Annotated in this window: 28 protein-coding genes; 25 read left to right on the forward strand and 3 right to left on the reverse strand. The window is 44.9% G+C overall.

Translation table 11 applies throughout. The features are described 5' to 3' along the window. The first annotated feature begins 80 nt into the window (after positions 1-80). The gene (locus V5G21_RS18330; protein ID WP_011246620.1) at positions 81-599 is read left to right on the forward strand and encodes a TlpA family protein disulfide reductase; all 519 of its coding nucleotides are present in this window, start codon (positions 81-83) and stop codon (positions 597-599) included. A gap of 1 nt (position 600) precedes the next feature. Here V5G21_RS18330 and mciZ read toward each other — a convergent pair whose 3' ends face one another. Continuing rightward, the gene (gene mciZ, locus V5G21_RS18335; protein WP_081427599.1) at positions 601-765 is read right to left on the reverse strand and encodes a Z-ring formation inhibitor MciZ; all 165 of its coding nucleotides are present in this window, start codon (positions 763-765) and stop codon (positions 601-603) included. Between the two features lie 73 nt (positions 766-838). Here mciZ and V5G21_RS18340 point away from each other — a divergent pair, with 73 nt between their 5' ends. The 11 genes from V5G21_RS18340 (at position 839) to V5G21_RS18390 (ending at position 10056) form a co-directional block, all read left to right on the forward strand. After that, entirely contained in the window at positions 839-1378 is a 540-nt protein-coding gene (locus tag V5G21_RS18340) for an NUDIX domain-containing protein (protein ID WP_011246621.1), read from the forward strand. A 53-nt stretch (positions 1379-1431) separates the two neighbouring features. Further along, entirely contained in the window at positions 1432-2076 is a 645-nt protein-coding gene (spoIIM, locus tag V5G21_RS18345) for a stage II sporulation protein M (protein WP_011246622.1), read from the forward strand. 120 nt (positions 2077-2196) lie between these two features. Continuing rightward, positions 2197-2688, forward strand: coding sequence for a Fur family transcriptional regulator (locus tag V5G21_RS18350; RefSeq protein WP_011246623.1), 492 nt, complete (start codon positions 2197-2199; stop codon positions 2686-2688). A gap of 234 nt (positions 2689-2922) precedes the next feature. Further along, positions 2923-3144: a YqzK family protein gene (locus V5G21_RS18355; RefSeq protein ID WP_011246624.1), complete on the forward strand. Its 222-nt coding sequence runs from the start codon at positions 2923-2925 to the stop codon at positions 3142-3144. Positions 3145-3173: 29 nt separating this feature from the next. Next, a complete protein-coding gene (xerD, locus tag V5G21_RS18360) occupies positions 3174-4061 on the forward strand; it encodes a site-specific tyrosine recombinase XerD (RefSeq protein ID WP_035204243.1) in 888 nt (295 codons plus the stop codon). An 89-nt stretch (positions 4062-4150) separates the two neighbouring features. Then, positions 4151-5335 carry a phosphopentomutase gene (deoB, locus tag V5G21_RS18365; protein WP_035204062.1) on the forward strand — a complete coding sequence of 395 codons (1185 nt, stop codon included), beginning with the start codon at positions 4151-4153 and terminating at the stop codon, positions 5333-5335. Positions 5336-5442: 107 nt separating this feature from the next. After that, entirely contained in the window at positions 5443-6750 is a 1308-nt protein-coding gene (locus V5G21_RS18370) for a pyrimidine-nucleoside phosphorylase (RefSeq protein WP_035204064.1), read from the forward strand. Between the two features lie 176 nt (positions 6751-6926). Beyond that, positions 6927-7340, forward strand: a complete 414-nt coding sequence (locus V5G21_RS18375; protein ID WP_011246628.1) for an organic hydroperoxide resistance protein — start codon at positions 6927-6929, stop codon at positions 7338-7340. A gap of 15 nt (positions 7341-7355) precedes the next feature. Continuing rightward, entirely contained in the window at positions 7356-8147 is a 792-nt protein-coding gene (locus V5G21_RS18380) for a VLRF1 family aeRF1-type release factor (protein WP_070104800.1), read from the forward strand. Between the two features lie 243 nt (positions 8148-8390). Continuing rightward, complete coding sequence (locus V5G21_RS18385; protein ID WP_011246630.1) at positions 8391-9779, forward strand: MDR family MFS transporter; 1389 nt, start codon at positions 8391-8393, stop codon at positions 9777-9779. A 79-nt stretch (positions 9780-9858) separates the two neighbouring features. Beyond that, positions 9859-10056 (forward strand): DUF2188 domain-containing protein, encoded by a 198-nt coding sequence (locus V5G21_RS18390; protein WP_035204066.1) that lies wholly within the window; start codon positions 9859-9861, stop codon positions 10054-10056. A 154-nt stretch (positions 10057-10210) separates the two neighbouring features. Here the strand turns inward: V5G21_RS18390 and V5G21_RS18395 are convergent, their stop codons facing one another. Continuing rightward, a complete protein-coding gene (locus tag V5G21_RS18395) occupies positions 10211-10570 on the reverse strand; it encodes a hypothetical protein (RefSeq protein ID WP_011246632.1) in 360 nt (119 codons plus the stop codon). 144 nt (positions 10571-10714) lie between these two features. On the opposite strand from V5G21_RS18395, the gene V5G21_RS18400 reads away from it, so the two are divergent. The 13 genes from V5G21_RS18400 (at position 10715) to V5G21_RS18460 (ending at position 21192) form a co-directional block, all read left to right on the forward strand. After that, positions 10715-11188, forward strand: coding sequence for a metal-dependent hydrolase (locus V5G21_RS18400; protein WP_035204069.1), 474 nt, complete (start codon positions 10715-10717; stop codon positions 11186-11188). 70 nt (positions 11189-11258) lie between these two features. Continuing rightward, on the forward strand, positions 11259-12023 hold the full coding sequence (locus V5G21_RS18405; RefSeq protein WP_050748968.1) for a polysaccharide deacetylase family protein: 765 nt from the start codon (positions 11259-11261) through the stop codon (positions 12021-12023). 165 nt (positions 12024-12188) lie between these two features. Continuing rightward, positions 12189-13355, forward strand: coding sequence for a D-alanyl-D-alanine carboxypeptidase family protein (locus V5G21_RS18410; RefSeq protein WP_011246635.1), 1167 nt, complete (start codon positions 12189-12191; stop codon positions 13353-13355). Between the two features lie 106 nt (positions 13356-13461). Then, positions 13462-13806, forward strand: coding sequence for an anti-sigma F factor antagonist (spoIIAA, locus tag V5G21_RS18415; protein ID WP_011246636.1), 345 nt, complete (start codon positions 13462-13464; stop codon positions 13804-13806). 1 nt (position 13807) lies between these two features. Beyond that, positions 13808-14248: an anti-sigma F factor gene (gene spoIIAB / locus V5G21_RS18420; protein ID WP_011246637.1), complete on the forward strand. Its 441-nt coding sequence runs from the start codon at positions 13808-13810 to the stop codon at positions 14246-14248. Positions 14249-14260: 12 nt separating this feature from the next. Beyond that, the gene (gene sigF, locus V5G21_RS18425; RefSeq protein ID WP_011246638.1) at positions 14261-15025 is read left to right on the forward strand and encodes an RNA polymerase sporulation sigma factor SigF; all 765 of its coding nucleotides are present in this window, start codon (positions 14261-14263) and stop codon (positions 15023-15025) included. Positions 15026-15361: 336 nt separating this feature from the next. Continuing rightward, entirely contained in the window at positions 15362-15835 is a 474-nt protein-coding gene (gene spoVAC / locus V5G21_RS18430) for a stage V sporulation protein AC (protein WP_011246639.1), read from the forward strand. Between the two features lie 14 nt (positions 15836-15849). Continuing rightward, the gene (gene spoVAD / locus V5G21_RS18435; protein ID WP_011246640.1) at positions 15850-16854 is read left to right on the forward strand and encodes a stage V sporulation protein AD; all 1005 of its coding nucleotides are present in this window, start codon (positions 15850-15852) and stop codon (positions 16852-16854) included. 3 nt (positions 16855-16857) lie between these two features. Beyond that, the gene (gene spoVAE / locus V5G21_RS18440; protein WP_011246641.1) at positions 16858-17214 is read left to right on the forward strand and encodes a stage V sporulation protein AE; all 357 of its coding nucleotides are present in this window, start codon (positions 16858-16860) and stop codon (positions 17212-17214) included. After that, positions 17211-17798 (forward strand): stage V sporulation protein AE, encoded by a 588-nt coding sequence (locus V5G21_RS18445; RefSeq protein WP_011246642.1) that lies wholly within the window; start codon positions 17211-17213, stop codon positions 17796-17798. Before spoVAE ends, V5G21_RS18445 begins: the two co-directional genes overlap by 4 nt. Beyond that, positions 17788-19248, forward strand: a complete 1461-nt coding sequence (locus V5G21_RS18450; protein WP_142299189.1) for a spore germination protein — start codon at positions 17788-17790, stop codon at positions 19246-19248. Before V5G21_RS18445 ends, V5G21_RS18450 begins: the two co-directional genes overlap by 11 nt. Positions 19249-19352: 104 nt before the next feature. Next, positions 19353-20684, forward strand: coding sequence for a diaminopimelate decarboxylase (gene lysA, locus V5G21_RS18455; RefSeq protein ID WP_095254704.1), 1332 nt, complete (start codon positions 19353-19355; stop codon positions 20682-20684). Between the two features lie 73 nt (positions 20685-20757). Next, the gene (locus V5G21_RS18460; protein ID WP_011246645.1) at positions 20758-21192 is read left to right on the forward strand and encodes a peptidylprolyl isomerase; all 435 of its coding nucleotides are present in this window, start codon (positions 20758-20760) and stop codon (positions 21190-21192) included. A 97-nt stretch (positions 21193-21289) separates the two neighbouring features. Here the strand turns inward: V5G21_RS18460 and V5G21_RS18465 are convergent, their stop codons facing one another. Next, positions 21290-22162 carry a LysR family transcriptional regulator gene (locus tag V5G21_RS18465; RefSeq protein WP_063609352.1) on the reverse strand — a complete coding sequence of 291 codons (873 nt, stop codon included), beginning with the start codon at positions 22160-22162 and terminating at the stop codon, positions 21290-21292. Between the last annotated feature and the right edge of the window lie 695 nt (positions 22163-22857).

Raw genomic sequence — 22857 nt, forward strand, 5'->3', positions numbered from 1 at the left:
TTCTGCTTATTAGTTTGATATAAATCGAACTGTTTCATTCTAGCAAACTTTTGGCCAATCGGAAAGGGGCAACCGCATCAATGAAAAAACGGAGCTGGACATTGGCTGTGCTTGTTGGAGCATGCGTAGCAATTGTGTTTTTTGTGTGGCAATTTAATGGAGAATCAAAACCGGTACAGGCAGGGGATCATTTATTGGACATGGAGCTTGACGTATATAAGGGCGCAAGTGCTTCTTTTAGCGATTACCAAGACGGCGTGCTCGTCTTAAATGTGTGGGCATCATGGTGCGAACCGTGTATACGGGAGATGCCGGCATTGATGGAAGTGGCAGAGGACTATCGAAATAAAGGAGTGTCTGTCATCACTGTCAACAGCCAGTCAAAAGAATTGCGCCCTGAAGATGCGATCGAGTTTATCGAAGAGCAAGGCTTGACGCTGCCGGTATTCTTTGATTCGGAAGGGGCATTTATGCAAGCGTTTAAGCCTTCATCATTGCCCACGACTTACATTATTGATCAAAACAACGTTGTCACAGACGTGCTCGTTGGCGAAGTAACGAAAGAGATGCTTGATAACAAATTGCAGGAACTTCTCTAAACTATTTTATTCGCTTTAGAGGAGGACTGTTTTTTTCTACGGGCTTCCACGCTGAATGCCAAGCGGCGACAGTGTCAAATGTTTTAGCAGCCTGTTTTAAAGCAGTAAGCACTTCCCACTTTTGCCCAATGAGTATGATGCTATTTTCGCGATGGTATCGTTTCATAAAAGCACCTCCCGTTCAAGTATGATACACTTTTATGCGCTACATACATCAAAGATGACAAGGTGGGTACCAAATGAAAGAGTTGACTGAACAAACGATTGCTAAGCAAACGATTCATAAAGGAAAGTTGATTCAGCTTGATGTAGAGGACGTCAAACTTCCAGACGGAACCATCGCAAAGCGGGAGTTGGTGCGCCATCCGGGCGCAGTAGCTGTAGTCGCCATTACCGAAGATGGCAAAATGGTGCTAGTGGAGCAATACCGTAAAGCACTCGAAAAGGCGATTATTGAAATCCCAGCTGGCAAAATGGAACCTGGTGAAGCACCCGAAAAAACAGCTAGGCGTGAACTCGTTGAGGAAACAGGCTACCAAGCCGAGGCGCTCACATTGATCACGTCATTTTATACATCGCCAGGCTTTGCAGATGAGCTTGTTTATGTATATGAAGCTACAGGGCTAAAAAAAGGCGATCAACGCCTTGACGAGGGGGAATTCGTCCGCGTGCTCGAGTTGACCGAAATGGAGTGTGACCGGCTTGAGCAAGAAGGGCGGATTCATGATGCGAAAACTAGTTACGCTTTGCAATACTGGAAATTAAAAAATCGCCGCTAAACAGTCATAGCCTGCTTTTGCTGCTCATAAAGTAGAGCAGGAGGGGACAGGCTATGAACAATCCAAATCGTGTCTATGAAGCGATTGCTAGACATGTAGATAACAACCGGTCGATTTATATTTTTACAATCGTTCTATTTCTAATTGGCATTGTTTTCGGCGCAATTGTCGTTAACAGCCTCAGTTTATCGCAGCGGCACGACTTGTTTACATATTTAAGTCAATTTTTTAATGAAATGAAAAATGGTTCTGTGGTCACATCGCCAAGTGAGTTGTTTGTCCACAGTTTTACTCATTATGGCAAATATATCGGTTTAATGTGGATCCTTGGCATTTCATTAATTGGATTGCCGGCCATCTTTGTGCTTATTTTTGTCAAAGGCCTCGTTATTGGCTTTACAGTCGGGTTTTTGGTGAACCAAATGGGCGCACAAGGATTTCTGCTTGCGTTTGTGTCTGTCTTGCCACAGAATGTGGTGTTGGTTCCTGCCTTTATTGTCGTTGGCACAGCGAGTGTGTCGTTTTGCTTGCGTTTAATCAAGCAAACGTTTGCTAAAGGGCTAAAAGAGCCGATTTTTCCTCCTTTTTTCCGGTACACGACACTCGTTTTAATTGTTGGCGCATTTGTTACTGTCGCTTCTGTGTTCGAAGCATACGTATCGCCAATATTAATGAAATGGGTTTTGGCCTCTTTTTAGAATAATTCCAACATGATAAATGATATTCATTTGCAGATTGGAATCATTATTAATTGACAACTGTTCTCTTCTCATTTATAATGAGTGTACATTTAGATCGCTTTTGAGTAGGAGGCCGTTATGGAAAATCGATTAGAGCGGATTAAAAAGCAAATGCATGCTCAGAGCTATAAATTAACGCCTCAGCGTGAAGCGACAGTAATGGTTTTACTTGAACATGAAGAAGACCATTTAAGTGCTGAGGACGTCTACCTCCTTGTTAAAGAAAAAGCGCCTGAGATTGGTTTGGCGACGGTTTACCGTACACTAGAACTATTGACAGAACTCAATGTGGTTGACAAAATCAACTTCGGCGATGGCGTTTCCCGTTTTGATTTGCGCAAAGAGGGAGCCAATCATTTTCACCACCATCTTGTTTGCATTGAGTGTGGCGCAGTTGATGAAATTACTGAGGATTTGCTTGGTGATGTCGAAGCGGTGGTAGAACGAGATTTTTCCTTTAAAATTAAAGATCATCGCTTAACGTTCCACGGAATATGCTATCGTTGTCAAGAACAGCCTAGTCAAGAACAGCATAGCCAAGGCAGCAAACAATTAAATGAGCAAATGTAAAAAAGGATTTTCTGCTAATGGAGCCCAGTACATAGAGGCTTCCGTTTAATCGGTCAATCGGCGCGCGGGTATTGTCCCTGTCGGTTGGCCTTTTTTCGTGTTCTCTAATGGGACGATGCCCTCTGAACCGCCTTTCTATGTCTATGAACGTGTGATAAATCACGTTTGTACGTATAGAATGAGGCAAAACCGGCATAGGTTAATAGTATAACGACCGAATAATGGAGTGATGAGATGGCAAAGTCCTTATTGCAGATGGCGAAGGCGGCGATCCTGTTTACGTTGTGCACGACTATCTTTTATTATGGTATTCTATGGGTGAGCCATGAATTTAGCGAGTACCATAAGTATGATGAGCCTGAAGGAAAAGCGTTAAAAGTAATGAGCATGAATGTTGGCGAATCAGACTTATCAATCGACGAGCGGATAAAAAGGTTCTTATGGATGGGAGAATAAGCGGTTAAAGGAGCAAATTCCTCATGGCAATGGAACACGATATTCAAGAGTTTATCCATTTTATTAAAGTAGAAAAAGGGCTGTCGCCAAATACAATTGAGTCGTATGCTAGGGACTTAAAGCAATATGGCGCCTATTTAAAGAAACGAGGGATCGATCAATTTGCCAAAGTGGACAGGTCGACGTTGCAGCATTATTTATTCACGCTAAAGGAAACAGGCAAGTCTTCAGCGACGATTGCAAGGAACGTCACAACGCTTCGAGCGTTGCATCAGTTTTTGTACCGTGAAAAATGGACAGACCATGACCCGACATTATGGATCGAGACGCCGCGCATTGATAAAAAACTGCCAGGTGTCCTTTCCATTGAGGAAGTGGATGCACTGCTAGCTGCACCAGATTCATCTACGCCGTTTGGTGTGCGCAATAAAGCGATGCTAGAGCTTCTCTATGCATCTGGCATGCGTGTCACAGAATTGATTTCTCTTGGGCTTGATGACGTCCACTTGTCCATGGGGTTTGTCCGTGTCATCGGCAAAGGGAATAAAGAGCGGATCGTGCCTTTGGGCAAAGAAGCGACCAAAGCGTTAAACACCTATTTAGAGCGGGGCAGGGGTGCGTTGCTTAAGCATGAACGGCATGATAAATTGTTTGTCAATCACCATGGCCGCCCCATTAGCAGGCAAGGGTTTTGGAAAATCATGAAGCAACTAGCAAAAACGGCGAACATAGAAAAAGATTTTAGCCCACATACGCTTCGCCATTCGTTTGCAACGCATTTGCTTGAAAATGGGGCTGACTTGCGTTCTGTCCAAGAAATGCTCGGCCATGCCGATTTATCGACAACCCAAATATATACACATGTAACTAAAACGCGCATGAAAGATGTTTATTCTCGCTACCATCCTCGCGCTTAAGCCTGAATGGAAATTATTGTGATATCCGAGATAACGGGCAAGAGCAGATGGGAAGCTAAAGGTTGAATACAGTCGAGAGAAGGGAAATTATGAAGAAACGATTTGAACGGATTTTTTTAATTGTCATGGATTCAGTCGGGATTGGCGAAGCGCCAGATGCTAAAGAGTTCGGCGATGAAGGAGCGAACACGCTCGGTTCCATTGCAGAGGCTTTTAATGGCCTACATGTGCCTGAGCTAGAAAAGCTTGGCCTTGGAAAAATTGCTCCTTTAAAAGGGGTGGAAAATGTCTCAACTCCACTGGCAAGCTATGGAATTATGCAAGAAGCGTCCTTAGGTAAAGATACAATGACAGGTCATTGGGAAATAATGGGCTTACATATTACTAAACCATTCCAAGTGTTTCCAGATGGCTTTCCGACGGAGCTCCTTGAGCAACTCAAAAGCGAAACAGGACGGGGCATGATTGGCAATAAGGTCGCATCCGGTACAGAGATTTTAGATGAGTTAGGCGAAGAGCATGTGAAAACAGGTGATTTAATTGTCTATACGTCAGCTGATTCAGTTTTGCAAATTGCCGCCCATGAAGAAGTCGTGCCTTTGGAAGAGCTTTATGACATTTGCGAGAAAGCTCGTAAGTTGACATTAGCTCCAGAGTATATGGTCGGCCGTGTGATTGCAAGGCCGTTCGTTGGCGAACCAGGCAAGTGGAAGCGGACAGCAAACCGCCATGATTATGCATTAAAGCCATTTGGGCGCACAGTGATGAATACGCTTGAAGATGCAGGGCTTGCTTCCATCGCATTAGGCAAAATTTCTGACATATATGATGGGGAAGGCGTGACAAAAGCAGTCCGCACCACTTCAAATGAGGATGGCATGGACAAGCTAGCAGAACAAATAAATACGTCTTTCGAAGGGCTTTGTTTTTTAAATTTAGTCGATTTTGATGCACTTTATGGCCATAGACGCGATGTGATCGGGTATGGAGAGGCCATTATGGCATTTGATCAACGACTTGGGGAAATCTTGCCCCAATTAGGAGACGAAGACTTGCTGATTGTTACAGCCGATCACGGCAATGACCCTACCCATACAGGTACGGACCATACAAGGGAATACGTGCCATTGCTCGTGTACAATAAAGGGATAAAACCAGTCAATCTTGGGAAACGCCGCACATTTGCTGACATAGGGGCAACCGTAGCCGACAATTTTCAAGTGGAACGGCCTAGCAACGGAACGAGCTTTTTAGCAGAACTAAAGCCTGAGTAAAAGGTTATTCAGTTAAAAAAGTCAGATCTTAAGCAGGGCAGGCTAGCAAAAAATTATGGCAAGGAAACAGCAGCTGCTTTTCTTTGCCGTTGGAGGGAGAATGAGCGATGAGAATGGTCGATCTAATCGATAAAAAGCGTGATGGCGAAGCTCTGACAAAGGAAGAAATCCGCTGGGTCATTGATGGGTATACAAACGGCACCATTCCTGATTACCAAATGGCAGCGCTGTCAATGGCGATTTACTTTAAGGACATGAACAAAGAAGAACGGGCAGAGCTGACGCTGTCAATGGCGGAATCAGGGGATATGATTGATTTGAGCGCGATCAAAGGAGTAAAAGTTGATAAGCATTCTACAGGAGGTGTAGGCGATAAAACGACGATCGCGCTTGCTCCACTCGTTGCTTCTGTTGGCGTTCCAGTTGCGAAAATGTCAGGAAGGGGGCTCGGCCATACTGGCGGTACGATTGATAAGCTCGAAGCCATTCCCGGTTTTTCTGTTGAAATGGATACAGATACGTTTCTGAAGCAGGTGAATGAACAACGTCTTGCCCTCGCAGGCCAAACGGGCAATTTAACGCCTGCCGACAAAAAGCTTTATAGCTTACGCGATGTCACTGGCACAGTCAACTCAACCCCGTTAATCGCAAGCTCGATTATGAGTAAGAAAATTGCTTCAGGTGCTGATGCGATTGTACTAGACGTGAAATGCGGATCGGGCGCTTTTATGAAGACGTTGGACCATGCCGTTGAGCTTGCCGAAGCCATGGTGGAAATTGGTTCGAGCGTTGGCCGTGAGACGATGGCAGTCATTTCCGACATGAGCCAACCTTTAGGAAGGGCAGTCGGCAATGCGCTAGAAGTGAAAGAAGCTTTTGCTGTTTTGAAAGGCGAAGGCCCAGCTGATGTCCGGGAGCTTTGTCTTGTATTAGGCAGCCATATGGTTTATTTGGCTAAACGAGCAGAGTCTGTTCAAGCGGCGCGGCAACTTCTTGAAGAGGCGATTCAAAACGGTGACGCGTTGGAGAAGCTGAAAGCATTTATCGCTTCACAAGGCGGTGACCCATCGGTCGTAGAAAATCCAGCACAAATGCCTCAAGCATCCGAGCAAATCGCTGTCTCAGCTCAAAAAGCAGGCTATATTAAAGAAATTGCAGCCGATAAAATTGGCACAGCCGCCATGCAGCTTGGCGCAGGAAGGGCAACCAAAGAAGACCAAATTGATTTAGCTGTCGGCCTTGTGCTTGAAAAGAAAACAGGCGATTACGTAGAGGAAGGGGAAACGCTTGCAACCCTTTTTGCCAACGAACAAGGGATAGAGGAAGCAAGAAAGCTTGTAGAACAGGCTTATCACATTGTCGATGAGAAGGTGGAACAACCAACGCTTATTTATAAAGAAATCTACGGCCAATAGTTCGCTAAAATGTTCCTCATTTTGTCATGAAGCATACCCGCAGCGAATAGATTAACTAACACCTAAAGAGGCGCCTTTCACTGCTATAAATAATGAGGTTTAGCAAAATTTGATGTTTAAATGACAGCATAAACGTGTATACCATTCATAAAGCAGATGAAAAGGGGTGCATATAGGTGGCAGACATTGTTTACACATCATCCGCAACAGCACAAGGCGGACGTGAAGGGCATGTAAAATCAGATGATGCAACCATTGATTTAGACCTTGTCAAACCAGGTTCGAAAAAGGAAGGCTCAAATCCAGAGCAGTTGTTTGCGGCTGGGTATGCTTCCTGTTTTGACGGCGCATTGAATTTAATGGCAGAGAAAGCGAAAAAAGAAATTGACTCGACCACAACCGCCCATATCTCTCTCGTTAAAGACCCGTCTGACGGAGGGTTTCAAATAGGCGCTGAACTTGAAGTCGTAGTCAAAGGCGTATCGGAGGAAGAAGCACAGGAACTTGTCGAAAAAGCACATGAGTTTTGCCCTTATTCAAAAGCAACACGTGGTAACATCCAAGTGAAGCTGACTGCGAAAGCAGAATAAAAGGAGGGTGACCCATTGTCACTAGCAAAAGATATCGAGCGGTTCAAACAAATCCATTGCGATGACGGCTGTCTTTCAATTTACTTGCGCACGTCCTTGTCCAGTACGGATCAGCAAAAAGGTGAGTGGAAGATCCGTTTGAAAAATGGGCTAAAAAAACTGGAAGAATACCTGGAAGCTAGTGAGAATGACGCGGAACTCAAAAGTTTTAAGAGACTGAAAAAGCTTGCCGAAAAAAACATTAAAGAATTATCGCCTAACCTGCCGAAAAGCATCGTTTTTATCGGTTCTGCAAGCGGTGACCTGTATGTGAAGAAGCTACAAGTCCCGGTAGAAAATGATTTTAGGTGGGAGCACTACCCTGTAGTCGATCAACTTGAGAACTTAGAAGCAAAATACCCTCTTTCTGGCATTGTGATGATCCAGAAAACAGATGTCTTAGCAGTTGAGACAAGTTTAGGGGAAGTAAACGATGAATTGCATTATGCTTGGGATGTAGAAGCAGAAGATTGGAAAGAATATATTGGCGCACGCCCTGAAGGCGAGACGGGGGCTGCCCTTCATCGCGAGTCGTACGCAAATCGATTTGATGCCAACCAGCAACGCTGGTTTAAAAAGATTGCCAATAAAATCGAGAAACAAGCTAGAAAGCGAAATTGGCAAACGATTCATGTTGTTGGCTCACCAGACCAAACGACAGCGTTTGTCAAACAATGTTCGACGGCGGACGTGGCCATCTTAAAAAAGAATTTGGCTAAGTTAAAAGCACACGAAATCGTCAGAGAAGTAAATGAATCTGCGGTATAAAAAACAAAACCCTGCTTCACTACCCATGGAGCAGGGTTTTTAATGTGTAAAAATTCGTGAGGCGAAACAAATGTTTTGACAAACGAAGAAAATCGTCGCTATAATCAATGGGTAAAAAGCTGTCTGCCGTCCAAATATGCCATTACATAAAAGCAGTTCCCCTCGCACGTCCATTTCGTTCGTCCTCAGTAAAACAATGTTTATTACCGACGTTTTAAATTGAATGATAAAGAAGGGTAAAAAATGGAGTCTACACAAACAGAAGAGTCAACGTTTAATAAAAAGCCGCTTGTGGCGGTTATGCTAGTAGGCGCATTTATCGCCATTTTAAATCAAACATTGCTGACAACTGCATTGCCACACTTAATGGTTGATTTGCAAATTAATGAAAACAAAGCTCAATGGGTGACGACGATTTTCATGCTTGTTAATGGCATTATGATTCCTATTAGCGCTTTTTTAATTGAGAAATTCAGAACCCGTTTCTTGTTTTTAACAGCAATGTCGCTTTTCGGCATCGGTACGCTCATTTGCGCTCTTGCTCCTTCCTTTGCTGTTCTTATGGGTGGCCGTGTCATTCAAGCAGCAGGAGCAGGCATTATGATGCCACTTATGCAAACGGTCTTTTTATTAATTTTCCCAGTTGAAAAACGCGGAGCAGCAATGGGGATGGTTGGACTTGTCATTTCCTTTGCCCCAGCTATTGGTCCAACATTGTCTGGCTGGCTAGTCGAAATGTTTCCATGGACGATCTTATTCTGGATTTTGATTCCTGTCGTTGTCGTTGATATCATTGCCGCCATTTTTGTCATCCGCAATGTGACAGAATTGCGTTCGCCAAAACTTGATCTTTTATCGATTATCCTATCAACGCTTGGATTTGGCGGTCTGTTATTCGGTTTTTCAAATGCTGGGCAAGCTAGTTGGACGAGTCCACTTGTATTTATTCCACTTGCAATCGGCATTTGTGCACTCGTGATGTTTATCAAGAGGCAGCTTTTGTTAGAACATCCTATACTGGAGTTCCGTGTCTTTAAATACCCGCTGTTTACATTGACGACTGGAATCGGCATGCTCGTTTTTGTCTCGCTTGTGGGCCCGGCAACGATTTTGCCACTCTTTATTCAAAATATGCAAGGCCATTCCGCCTTAGAAACAGGACTGACGATTCTCCCTGGTGCTGTTTTAATGGGGTTAATGTCGCCGATTACTGGCCGTATTTTTGATCGGATTGGGGCAAGGTCTTTGTCCATCATAGGCATCGCCCTACTTGTTGTCACATCACTTTTATATACGAATTTAAGCGAGTCAACAAGTCTAGTTTATTTAACAGTCGTTTATGCAGTTCGCATGCTCGGGCTTTCGTTAGTGATGATGCCGGTAACAACCGCAGGACTTAACGTACTGCCACGCGAGCTTATTCCACATGGAACAGCGATGAATAATACGATGCGGCAAGTAACTGGCTCAATCGGTACAGCTATTCTTGTAACGATTATGACGGCATCCGCATCGCTTCACACCAATGAAGCAATGATCCAAGGAGTCAACAACGCCTTTATCGTAGCGACCGTGTTAAGTTTTATCGGCTTACTACTATCTTTCTTCATTAAGAAGCCTGCGGCTGTTTAACGTTTAATGGGGTTGGTTCCCGGGTATGGTTCACTATACACGACAGCCATAGTTGAAAGGGAGAAAGGAGCCGGTAAGGGTGAAAAAGTATACAGTTGTTCCAAATAAGGACGCGACTACATGGTTATTAAAAATAGAAGACGTCGCTCCTTATGAAGAGTTTGACAAGCAATCAAAAGCAATTGAAGCAGGCATGAAGTTGGCTGAAGCCAACCGGCCAAGCCAGTTAATGATTTTTGATGAAAACCATGAACAACAGGGAATTCAAACATTTTAGTGTGCACACCAGATTGATGGAAAAGGGGGATCAGTCGAGGCGGTAGATCGACGCGTCGCCCCATGATTGAAAAGGAATTCTGAATTATACAGTTCCAATGGATGCCAAGGAATGGGAGAGGGCTTTGTAACAAGAGACAAGCCCTCTCTTTTTATTATGCGGTTTTCGAGAGCTTCCAAGCTGGAATAAGGGAATGGAAACGGAAAAGGGAGCTTGCTATCATATGGATGATGATATAAAAAGCCAGTGTCAACACATAGGTGAGCAACCACACCGGCCATGTGCTTCTTAAGAACAAAAATAGCAGCGTCATGCCGACGGGAAACGGAGTGACGATAATGAGCCACATCGGCGAACGGAGCTTTTCAACCACTGCTCCTAACACGACAACACTAGCTCCAATGAAAAGGGGATGCCAGATTGCTAGAGCTTGCTCCAAGAAGAAATCGCCAAGAAAGTAAGCAAAACTAGTAAGAAGAATGGCTGTGAGTAGACTGATTATGTAAGGCAACATGATCCCTCCTGAAGAGTTTCCTACGATTAGTTTAGTACAATCGTCGGGTTGCGTCACGAATTATGTAAATGAGCGTGATAAGCGAACGTATGTGTGTTATGATGGAGGAGCACTTGATGCAACCAATACATAAAGGAGTCAATGATGACAGGAAAAACCCATATGATTGGCGGCGTAGTAGCATGCCAAGCGATGGACACAATCGTTTTTGCAGGAGCCCATGGGTGGGCCTACTATGCAGCTGGGCTTGTCGGTGCCATCTTGCCTGATATATGCCACACCCATTCTAAAATCGGCAGAAGATTCCCGGTATTGTCGAAAACGATTGCGACTATTTTTGGCCATCGCACATTTACCCATAGTTTGCTGTTCCTGCTGCTAGCAAGCATTGTCTTGCGCTGGCTGTTTCCGGACAACGAGGCTGTGCAAACAGGCGTGTTAATAGGGATCGCTTCTCATTATTTGCTCGATGCTTTAACAGTACGGGGAATTCGTTTTTTTTACCCCGCCAACATCCGTGTCCGCATTGCTCGGATTCGTACTGGAAGCTGGCTTGAGACCGTTGTGCTTGCTGCCTTAACAATCGCAATGGGATGGTTTTACTGGGGGTTTGTTTAATCGCCTGTGCATAAATGATTTATTCTCCTCTCATACTAGGAAGATCGACTAGTTGAGAGGGGTTTTTCACGTGAACAAGAAATGGCTAACCGTTGTTCTGTTTCTTGGCGTTAGTTCACTTCTTTTTGGCGGAAGATTTAGCGATGCCCTTTCTTATCAAGCGATTGAAAGGGATGGCCCAGCGCTTGTGCAAACGACTGCCCTTACACAGATCGAACGTGAAAAAATTCAATTTCAAGGGCCAAATGACGAAAAAAGGCTCGCGTTAACATTTGACGATGGCCCTGATCCCGTTTACACAGAACGTCTACTTGATTTATTAAAGGAAGAAAATATCAAAGCCACTTTTTTTGTACTAGGTTATAAAGCAAAGCAACATCCGTCGCTCTTAAAACGAATGGTGGCAGAAGGGCATAGCATCGGCAATCACAGCTTTACCCATCAAGAGTTGACCAAGCTTGAACAAAGCGAGGTGCTAGACGAAGTGGAACAGACACAAGCGGTCATTGAAGAAGCAACTGGCGTCACTACCCATTTGGTGAGGGCCCCCTATGGGAGCGTGAATGACATGGTTGTCAAAACACTCACAAGAAAAAGTTACCACCTAATTGGTTGGAGCATTGATTCCTTAGATTGGCAATACCAACTGCCATTTTCGATTGCGATGAATGTAGTCGACGATGCCCATTCTGGTGGAATCATCCTTCATCATGACGGCACGGCTACAAGCTACCAACTGTTTGATGATCTGCCGGCAGAAATTGAATGGTTGAAAGAAAAAGGCTATACATTTGTAACGGTCCCCGAGCTGTTGCATTTGCCCGAAGCAAGTTAAGCCAATGGCTTGACTTGCTTTTTTGTTCCTTTTCAAGATGGTTCGGCAAAAACGGGAACGGAGTCAGCGTTTTAAATATTGTTTGGGCAAATGTATAACCTTTCCAGTAAATGGAGACACTAGCAAATAGTTTTTTTATGATGACGGCCTAGTGGAGGGAAAAACATGAAAAGAAAATGGAACGTATCGATGCTCCTGTTTGTTTTGTTGTTTGCATACGCTGGTGAAGCAGCCTTTGCAAAAGAAAAGGAACTGCCTCAGTTAGCTGAAAATGCCGCGTCCGCGATATTAATCGAACGGGATACAGGCGAAGTATTGTTTGAAAAAGACAGCGACAACATGCTTCCCCCGGCTAGCATGACGAAAATCATGACCATGCTGCTTATTATGGAAGCAATTGAAGAAGGCACGATTAAGTATGAGGATATGGTGACCGTTAGCGAGAACGCTGCTTCCATGGGCGGATCGCAAGTCTTTTTAGAACCTGGGGAAGAAATGAGTGTGGATGACTTATTGAAAGCCATTGCCATTGCTTCTGGGAATGATGCAGCGGTAGCGATGGCTGAACATATTGGCGGCACAGAACAAGAGTTTGTAAAAATGATGAATGCAAAAGCGGCAGAGCTTGGTTTGGAAAATACACAGTTTCAAAATCCGAATGGCTTGCCTGAAGCGGACCATTACTCTTCTGCACATGATTTAGCTGTTATGGCGAAAGAGTTGCTTAAATATGAAAACATCACTTCGTATACAGGGATATACGAAGATTATTTACGAAAAGGTACCGATAAGGAGTTTTGGCTCGTAAACACGAATAAGCTCGTCAAGTTTTACCCTGGAGTCGACGGCTTGAAAACTGGGTTTACACAAGAGGCAAAGTATGGGTTGACAGCCACAGCAGAGAAGAACGGGATGCGTGTTATTGCCGTCGTTATGGGGGCGAAAACGCCGAAAGAGCGCAATGCTACAATAACGAACATGCTTGACTATTCATATAGCCACTATTCAACGGAGCGGTTGCATGAGCGAGGAGACCTTATTGGGGAAGTCCCGGTTATAAAAGGCAAGGATAGGCATGTACAAGCCATCACGCCTGAGCCCGTTTCATTGTTGTTGAAAAAAGGCACGAAGCTTGAGGAAATTGAGACGAAAATCGAGCTATTTGAAAACGTGGAAGCACCTGTCACAAAAGGGGATGCAGTTGGCCAGCTAATTATTGTAAGAGATGGCGAAACACTTTCAAGAACAGACCTTGTGGCAGCTGAAGATGTAGAAAACGCTTCGTGGTGGACGCTGTTTAAACGGATGTTGTCATCATTTGCTGGAAAATAGCTAATCACAAAGGAAAAGCAAACTTTGCCACTAGTTTTGTCATGTACAAGGAATCTGTCATTTTGCAGGCGAATGAATTACTAGCAAAACGACGGAGGTGCAGTTTGTGAACTTGAAAATCGGATTGGAGCAAAAGGAGCATGTGTTGTTGGTTCGGCTTGAAGGGGAATTGGACCATCATTCTGCCAAAGAATTGCGCAGCCAAATAGAAGCACGGCTAGAAAACATCCAGCATATTGTGTTGAATTTGGCTGAGCTGTCTTTTATGGACAGTTCGGGGCTTGGCGTTATACTGGGCAGGTATAAGCAAATTAAGGCAAATGGCGGCGAAATGGTCGTATGCGCGATTTCGCCAACGATTGAGCGGTTGTTTGAGATGTCGGGCCTTTTTAAAATTATCCGGTTGGAAGAAAGCGAACGATTCGCATTGCAAAAATTGGGGGTGGCATAAAGTGGCCAATAAAATGAATTTAGCGTTTTCGGCTTTAAGTGAAAATGAATCTTTTGCCCGAGTGACAGTCAGTGCCTTTATTGCCCAACTCGATCCGACGATGGAGGAATTGACGGAAATCAAGACGATTGTCTCAGAGGCGGTCACCAATGCGATTATCCATGGCTACGAAAATGATCCAAATGGGCAAGTTTATATTACAGCTGAACTGAAGGATCGTGAACTCGAACTCATTATCCGCGACGAAGGGGTAGGCATATCAGACTTGGATGAAGCAAGACAGCCGCTTTATACCTCGAAACCGGAACTAGAGCGCTCTGGAATGGGCTTCACGATTATGGAAAATTTTTGCCAAGAGTTGAAAGTAATCTCCGAACCAATGATTGGGACAACCGTTTACGTGAAAAAACAGCTGACCACGACGAAAGCAATGTGCAGATAAGGGGTCTTGCTTATGAGTGCAGAGGTGAAAAACGGCGGCAAAAAAAAGCCACTATCCGATAAACAAGTGAAAGAGCTGATTGCAAAAAGCCAGGAAGGCGACACAGAAGCACGGGATTCGATCGTCAACCATAACACACGTCTCGTCTGGTCAGTCGTCCAACGTTTTTTGAATCGCGGTTATGAGGCAGACGACCTTTTTCAAATTGGCTGCATTGGTTTGATTAAGTCTGTCGACAAATTTGACCTTTCCTATGATGTGAAATTCTCCACGTATGCTGTGCCAATGATTATTGGGGAAATCCAACGTTTTTTGCGGGATGATGGTACGGTGAAAGTAAGCCGGTCCATTAAAGAATTAAGCAATAAAATTCGCAAAGCAAAAGACGAGCTGACGAAAACGCTGCGCCGGGCGCCGACCATTAATGAGATTGCCGAACATTTAGGCGTGACGCCTGAGGAAATTGTATTTGCTGGAGATGCCAACCGGAGCTTGTCTTCAATCCATGAAACGGTCTATGAAAATGATGGCGACCCGATTACACTGCTAGATCAAATTGCCGACCACTCACAAGTCAAGTGGTTTGACAAGATTGCTTTAAAAGAAGCCATTTGCGACCTTGGCGAAAGGGAGCGGCTGATAGTATACTTGCGTTATTATAAGGATCAAACACAATCAGAAGTGGCTGAACGCCTAGGCATTTCGCAAGTGCAAGTTTCTCGGCTAGAGAAAAAAATATTGGAACAAATGAAAGAAACAATGTCAGACGCCACTTAAAAAAGCAAGCTCAGAAGTTTAGGAGCTTGCTTTCTTTTTTGTCTAGGGGCCTATGTAGAGGAATGTGTAAGTATGGTACAGACAATCCAGGTGGCAAGCTTTGAACAGTAAGAAAAAGGCTGGAGGAAAAATGTTTGAGGAAGACCCACCTGAGGAAGCAGAGCGAAGATGTTACCGCAAGTATACCGTTGACTAAAATCATTGTCAACACTAAATGTTTCGAATAGTTTATTTTATATACTGTCATATCACATGCTGTCAAATCGTGAAAGCATGTGGCTTTTTTTGTTTCTACGCATGAATAGGTTGATTCGATACATACTAACAGGAGAGCGAATGAAGGAGCCATCCATTGTGAATGCGAATAAACAAGAAGAGTACAAAGAGAATATTGTCTTGTATAAACCGAAAAGCCGCTATCTAAAACATGGGTCTCTGGCTTTTTTTTCAGGTGGGCTCATTTGTGTAATCGGTCAACTAATTTTCCGAGGGTATCATGCTTTGTTCCAATTATCCGATGAAACGGCAACGAGCTATATGCTTATCACGTTGATTGCCATTGCCGTTTTAGCAACAGGCATGGGCTTTTATCGCAAAGGGGCACAACTGTTCGGCGCAGGACTACTTGTCCCGATTACAGGGTTCGCCAATGCCATGGCTGCTACAGCCCTTGAACATCGGACAGAAGGGTTATTAACGGGCGTAGGCTCCAATTTATTTCGGCTTATTGGCCCGGTGCTTGTTTTCGGCATCAGTACTGCCTACCTCGTCAGTTTTTCCAGACTGTTGATCCGCATGATTTTACACTAGAAAAGAGGGAAACTATGGGCCTTTCACATCGGACAATGACATTCTCAAATCCAGTGTATATCCAATCGAGCGGCACGGCAGTCGGCCCAAAAGAAGGAGCAGGGCCGCTGGCTGGCTCTTTTGATTACCGATACACGGATATTTATTGTGATGAAAAAAGTTGGGAAATGGCAGAACGTGCATTGATGAAACAAGCGATTAAACAATGTTTAACCAAAAACCATTTATCGATAGACTCTGTTGATTTGTTTGTTGCCGGAGATTTAAGCAACCAGACGACTGCTTCTAGTTTTGTCGCCCGTGATTTGCAATTGCCATACATCGGTACATATTCAGCATGCGCCACCTCTGTTGAAACGCTAATCATTAGCGGCGTATGGGTGTCTAGCGGGTTAGCTGATTTGGTGCTCGCAGCGGCAAGCAGCCATTACGGCGCCTGTGAAAAGCAATTCCGCTATCCGACTGAATTTGCAGTCCAAAAACCAGAAACGGCTCAGACAACTGTAACTGGAGCAGGCGCTGTTCTACTGGGGAAGAAGCGCACGGAAATTCAATTAACGGAAGCAACGATTGGCCGTGTCCAAGACCTGGGCATCACTGATCCGATGAGTTTAGGGGCAGCGATGGCACCAGCTGCAGCAGAGGTGACAATCGGTCATTTGCACAAAACGAATCAGCAAGTAAGTGACTTTGATTTAATTGTGACAGGTGATTTAGCGATATCTGGAAGTGAAATTTACCGTAAACTATTGCGAGAGCAAGGCATTTATATAACCGGGCGTTATGAGGATTGTGGCGTTATGATGTACCACTCTGAGCAACAAGTGCTAGCCGGGGGGAGTGGCGCAGGTTGTTCCGCATCTGTTGTATATGGGCATATTTACCATCGCCTTCTCGCTGGGGAACTAAAACGTGTCCTTGTCGTTGCCACTGGGGCCCTTTTAAGCTCGATGACCGTTTTGCAAAAGCAATCGATCCCAGCAATTGCCCATGCAATTGTCCTGGAAAGGAGGAGTTAGCAAATGGAGTTTTTATGGGCGTTTTTAGTCGGTGGAGCCATTTGTTTAATCGGTCAGGTTTTGCTTGACGCCGCAAAGCTGACCCCTGTTCAAATGCTCGTCGTGATGGCAATAGTAGGAATCGTCCTTGACGGCTTTCATTTGTACGAGCATTTGGTTGAGCTTGCTGGAGCAGGCGCTACCGTCCCTTTAACCGGGTTTGGTTATTCACTTGTTCATGGGGCGATGGAAGAAGGGGCAAAGGGTTTGTTTAAGATTACAGACGGAGTGTTTGAAATTGCCTCAACCACGATTGTGTTTTCGATCTTGTTTAGCGTGGCAGCGGCCTTGTTTTTCAAGCCTAGGGGTTCGACAGGATGAAGAGGAAAGTTATTTTTGTGACAGACGGCGATTTAGCAGCTAAAAAAGTCCTTGAGTTCCTCTCGGCAGAGCTTGGTTGCCGATGCATTAGCGCTTCATCTGGCAATCCTTCGACGTTAGCGGGCGAACAGCTTGCTACGTTGATCTTGTCTGCCCCCGACGTACCAATTTTAGTGATGTTTGATGATTGTGGCTGGCGTGATAATGGCCCGGGAGAAGAAGCGATGCGCTATCTTGCGAGCCACGACCAGATCGATATCATCGGGGCAGTAGCGGTTGCTTCAAAAACACATGCAAAAGAGTGGGCCCATGTCGATGTGTCTGTTGACCGAACAGGTGAATTGACTGGGTACGGGGTCGATAAAGAAGGGGTGCCTGACCTCGAAATCGGGCGTATTTATGGCGATACCGTTTCTATTCTTGATGAACTGCAAATTCCTTATATAGTCGGCATCGGCGATATTGGCAAGATGGCACGCTTTGATGATGTTAAACGCGGAGCGCCTGTGACGAGGCAAGCGCTAGAAATGATTTTAGAAAGGAGTGGATACCGTGAAGTCCCCGAGGAAACCGATGAACTTTAGCCATGACTTTTCTGAGAATGAAGCGATATTAAAGCAACGGCTCGGCCTTGATCAATCCTTTGACGTTGGCGTTCGCAAGCTAAATATTTTTAATAGAGAAGTCGGCATTTATTATTTGACAGGTCTTGTCGACAATTTATATATCATTGAAATTTTACGCGAGCTCATGGAAGTTGAAGGCAGGTTACGCCGCGTCGAACAACCGTTTGTCACGATTAAAAATCATTTGGCCCATATCCAAGTGGAAGAAACGGAGTCAATGGACCGCGCCATTACGCAAGTGCTGTCAGGGTTAATCTTCGTCATTGTTGACGGCGAGGCAAAAGCACTTGTGGCCGATGTCCGTTCCTATCCAGGAAGGGGCCCCGAAGAGCCGGATACAGAGCGTGTTGTCCGCGGTGCACGGGATGGCTATACGGAAAATATTATCTTTAACACAGGGTTGACCAGGCGCCGCATTCGGGACGAGCGGCTTCGGCAAGAAATCATGCAAGTTGGCGTCCGCTCCAAAACCGATATTTGCCTTTGTTATATTGATGGAATTGTCGACCCAGGCTTTATTAAAATCATTAAAAAAGAATTAAAAGCGATCAACATCGACGGCTTGACAATGGCAGACAAAGTCGTCGAGGAATACATTGTCAAACAAGGGCTTAACCCTTTTCCTTTAGTGCGTTATACTGAACGGCCTGATGTAGCCGCTACCCATATTTTAGAAGGGCATGTCGTCATCATTGTCGACACATCGCCGTCTGTGGTCATAACGCCGGCGACGATTTTTCACCACGTTCAGCATGCGGAAGAATACAGGCAGGCTCCAGCAGTGGGGACGTTCCTGCGCTGGATGCGTCTAATCGGCATTTTGTTTTCCCTTTTAATTGTGCCGTTTTGGTTGCTTCTCGCCATCAATCAAGAAATGGTGCCCCCCGCTCTTGATTTTATCGGCGTCAATGAAAATAAAAACATTCCAATTGCACTGCAAGTTATTTTTGCCGAAGCTGGCATTGAATTGTTGCGGATGGCCGCTATCCATACGCCTTCGCCATTAGCGACTGCACTAGGGCTAGTCGCCGCTTTGCTGATTGGCGAAATCGCGATTGAAGTTGGTTATTTTACGTCAGAAGTGATTCTCTATGTTTCGCTTGGTGCAATCGGCATGTTTGCCACCCCAAGCTATGAGCTCGGTGTAGCGCTTCGGATAGCACGCTACGGCTTAATTTTATCAGTCATCTTTTTGGACGGAATGGGCTTCGTCGTCGCAATGACACTGCTGTTTTTCTCACTTGTGCGCCTTGCCCCTTTGCAGCGCCCTTACTTATGGCCATTTTTGCCGTTTGACCCGCCGGCATTATACCAAGTATTGTGCAGGGCTTCTGTGCCAACACTCAGGTGGAGGCCAAGCATTGTCCATCCACAAGACAAAATTAGGCAAACGCCAACAAGCGAGTAGCCAAACGAACATGGATTTGATACACTAATGGAAAAACGCGAAAAAGCAGCTTAGCCTTTTTGGCCGAAGTTGCTTTTTTTAAAGGGATACAAGGGAGTGGAGCCATGTATTTACACGGGACAATGACGATTAACGAAGCTGGCCATTTGGAAATTGGCGGCGTCGATACAGTGGATTTAGCAAAAAAATACGATACGCCCTTGTTTGTTTATGACACAGCCCTCATAAAAGAACGAGCCCGCGCTTTTAAACAAGCATTTGAGGCAGAAGGGGTTTCCTATCAAGTGGCCTATGCGAGCAAGGCTTTTAGCTGCATTGCCATGTACCAACTAGCTGCCTCGCTTGACTTAAGCATTGACGTTGTTTCAGGTGGCGAGCTGTATACCGCCCTAAAAGCAGGCGTCGAGCCAGGAAAGATCCATTTCCACGGCAACAACAAAAGCCGAGGAGAATTAGAAATGGCCATTAAAGCAGGAATCGGCTGTATCGTCGCGGACAATTTTTACGAGCTAGAATTGCTTGAGGAACTCGCCGCAAACATGGAGCAAACAGTTTCAGTTTTGCTCCGTTTAACTCCAGGGGTTGAAGCCCATACCCATGAATTTATCGCAACAGGGCAAGAAGACTCAAAGTTCGGATTTGACATTGCTAGCGGGCAGGCGGACAAGGCCGCGCAGATTGCTGAACGCAGCAAATTCATTGATTTGCTTGGCGTCCATAGCCATATCGGTTCGCAAATTTTTGAAACAGAAGGTTTTGTGCTTGCAATTGAAAAAGTCTTTAACCAGCTTCAAGCTTGGCAAGAAGAATTCGATTTTGTCCCGCGTGTGCTCAATTTCGGAGGTGGCTTCGGCATTCGTTACGTAGAGGGAGACAAGCCGCTAGAGCCTGAAACGTACATTCGAGAAATTGTAAAGGAAACAAAAAAACATGCTGACCGTTTAGGTTTAGCGATCCCAGAAATTTGGATTGAGCCTGGGCGTTCCCTTGTCGGAGATGCAGCTACAACGCTGTATACAATTGGGTCAACGAAAGATATTCCCAATGTCCGGCGCTATCTATCTGTAGATGGGGGAATGAGCGATAACTTGCGCCCAGCTTTGTACGATGCGAAATACGAAGGGTTGCTTGCCAACCGCGCCCATGACAAAGCAGAAGAAACATTTTCTGTAGCCGGAAAATGTTGTGAAAGCGGCGATATGCTTGTTTGGGATATGCCTCTGCCAGAGGTGCAGCATGGCGACGTCCTGGCGATGTTCTGTACTGGTGCGTATGGATACTCAATGGCAAATAATTACAATCGCATTCCGCGCCCGGCTGTAGTGTTTGCAGAAGACGGGGCAGATCAACTAGTGATTCAACGGGAGAGTTATGAGGATTTAACCAAGCTCGATCTTGCTTATCAAGCGAACGTAAAAGAAACGAGTGACGTTTGAGAATTACTGGAGATTTGTGTACAATGGAACAAGCGCTTGCCGCTACTTCATAGTTGAGAGTGAGGGTTTTTGGATGAAAAAAGGAAGCATTGAATTTGAAAACGGTGAAAAGATTGTCATCGAATTTTATGAGGACGCCGCGCCTGGTACTGTAGAAAATTTCGAAACACTGGCCAATAAAGGGTTTTATAATGGTCTTACATTCCACCGTGTCATCCCTGGATTTGTGGCCCAAGGGGGAGACCCGAATGGAAATGGAACAGGTGGTCCAGGCTATACGATAAAATGCGAGACAGAAGGCAACCCACATAAACACGTCCCAGGCGCGCTTTCAATGGCACACGCCGGCCGAGACACAGGTGGCAGCCAATTCTTTATCGTCCATGAGCCTCAACCCCATCTTGATGGTGTCCACACAGTGTTCGGGCAAGTTGTTGAAGGACTAGACAGTGTGTACCGCATTAAACAAGGCGATGTGATGCTAGAAGTGAAAGTTTGGGAAGAATAAGTGTACAGCAGAAAGCCCTGTCGTGATGACAGGGCTTTACTTCACGCCACGACCGTTCTCTTTCTAAGAAACGGTCATACAAAATAAAAATCATGGCCTAATTAGACGTTGTTTTAAGAGGAGATGGCGGCAGTGCCTCTTGTAAAAACGTTAAAAACGCACTTACTTGTGGAAGGGACCGGTGGCTTTCTGGGCAATGTAGCCAAGTGCTACGCATCTTTTCTTTGCCGTTTATGTCCAATGGCACACGTATATAGTCGTTTCCGTTCAAGTCGCGGACAGCTACCTCTGGAAGGATGGCAGCGCCAATGCCATTTGCCATTAATTGTTTGCATGTTTCAATTTGGTCAACGGTGATCGTTTGCAAGGGCGAGTGGGCAGCCTCCGCATACAGCCATTCTTCAATGAGCGATTGAAAGGCATCGTCGCTTTGAAAAGAAATGAACACAGTCGGTTTTTCGGTATCGGCGCGGCGGACATAGTAAAGCCGTTCAGAAAATAGCAGCGTAAGCCCTTCTTTATCATCGACATCGCCGCGGATAATCGAAAGGTGCGTATAATGCCTGTTTTGATAAATAGCAGAACTAAGGCCGGTATGCAAATCGATTTTGACATCGGGATAAGCGTTCACATAAGCACGCAACGGCTTTGGCAATACGTATTGGGCAATGACAGATGAGATCCCTAGTGAAAGCGTACCGCGTACGGTTCCTGTCAACTTGCTAAGACGGTCTTGTAGTTGTTTTTCCTCCTGAACACGGCGTTTGGCAAAGGCAATCACTTCTTCCCCGACTGGCGTTGGAATCAGTGATTTATGGGTGCGGATAAACAGCGGCTCGCCAAAGCGTTGTTCAATTTGCTTAAGCCGCTGGCTGAGAGCGGGCTGGGATATGTATAACTTGCGTGAAGCACCACGAATGGTCCCTTCATCGCTTAGCGTTGCAATCAATAAGTCCTCTTCGAGTCGCATCCAACCATCTCTTTTCCAAGCAATGGGTCTCATTGCTTTTTTCATTAGTTTACAAAAACAGGCGTTTTGCAGCAACAATGGAAGTGTGGAATGCCATGAATGCAATAATAAGGGGATTGGATAAATGGAAAAACAGGAGCGAGGTGGCGGTCGCGCTACGGCGATTGGTACAAAAGTTGTTTATCTATAGTATTTGAAGAAATATTAGGAATATCACCGGTTTTGGAATAGAAGCCCGTTTCTTTGAACTTGGTGAAGATTCTATTAAATCAATTAAGACAGTTTTGAAGTTATGGGAAAAAATTAATTATTGAAATCATTAGAATAGAAGGAACGGGGCAGAGAATGCTTCTTTGTCCGTCAAGAAAATAATTTCCGGACATAGGGGAGAAATGTTATATTGCAATTATTCAGATGAGTGCTCGTGGCGGTCCCGCCTCTGAACTATGTACATGATCCATCAATAAACCATTTTCGAAAAGCATATACGAAAAAGTTATGTATCTTTTATTAAAGATAAATTATCTGGTAATCAAGTTGTTAAGAGTTTTAATATCGAAAAAGAAATTTTTGAGAGGGCAAAGGCGAACAAGCAGAAAATGCAAAAATGGTATACGAAAATCTGCTATCACTAATTATTTCACTTACTGATATTATTGATGCTTCCAATGGTTTATTATTGAGTCAGGAGCAAA

Source organism: Shouchella rhizosphaerae (genome assembly GCF_036700015.1).
In the GTDB taxonomy this organism is placed as follows: Bacteria; Bacillota; Bacilli; order Bacillales; family Bacillaceae_D; genus Shouchella; species Shouchella rhizosphaerae.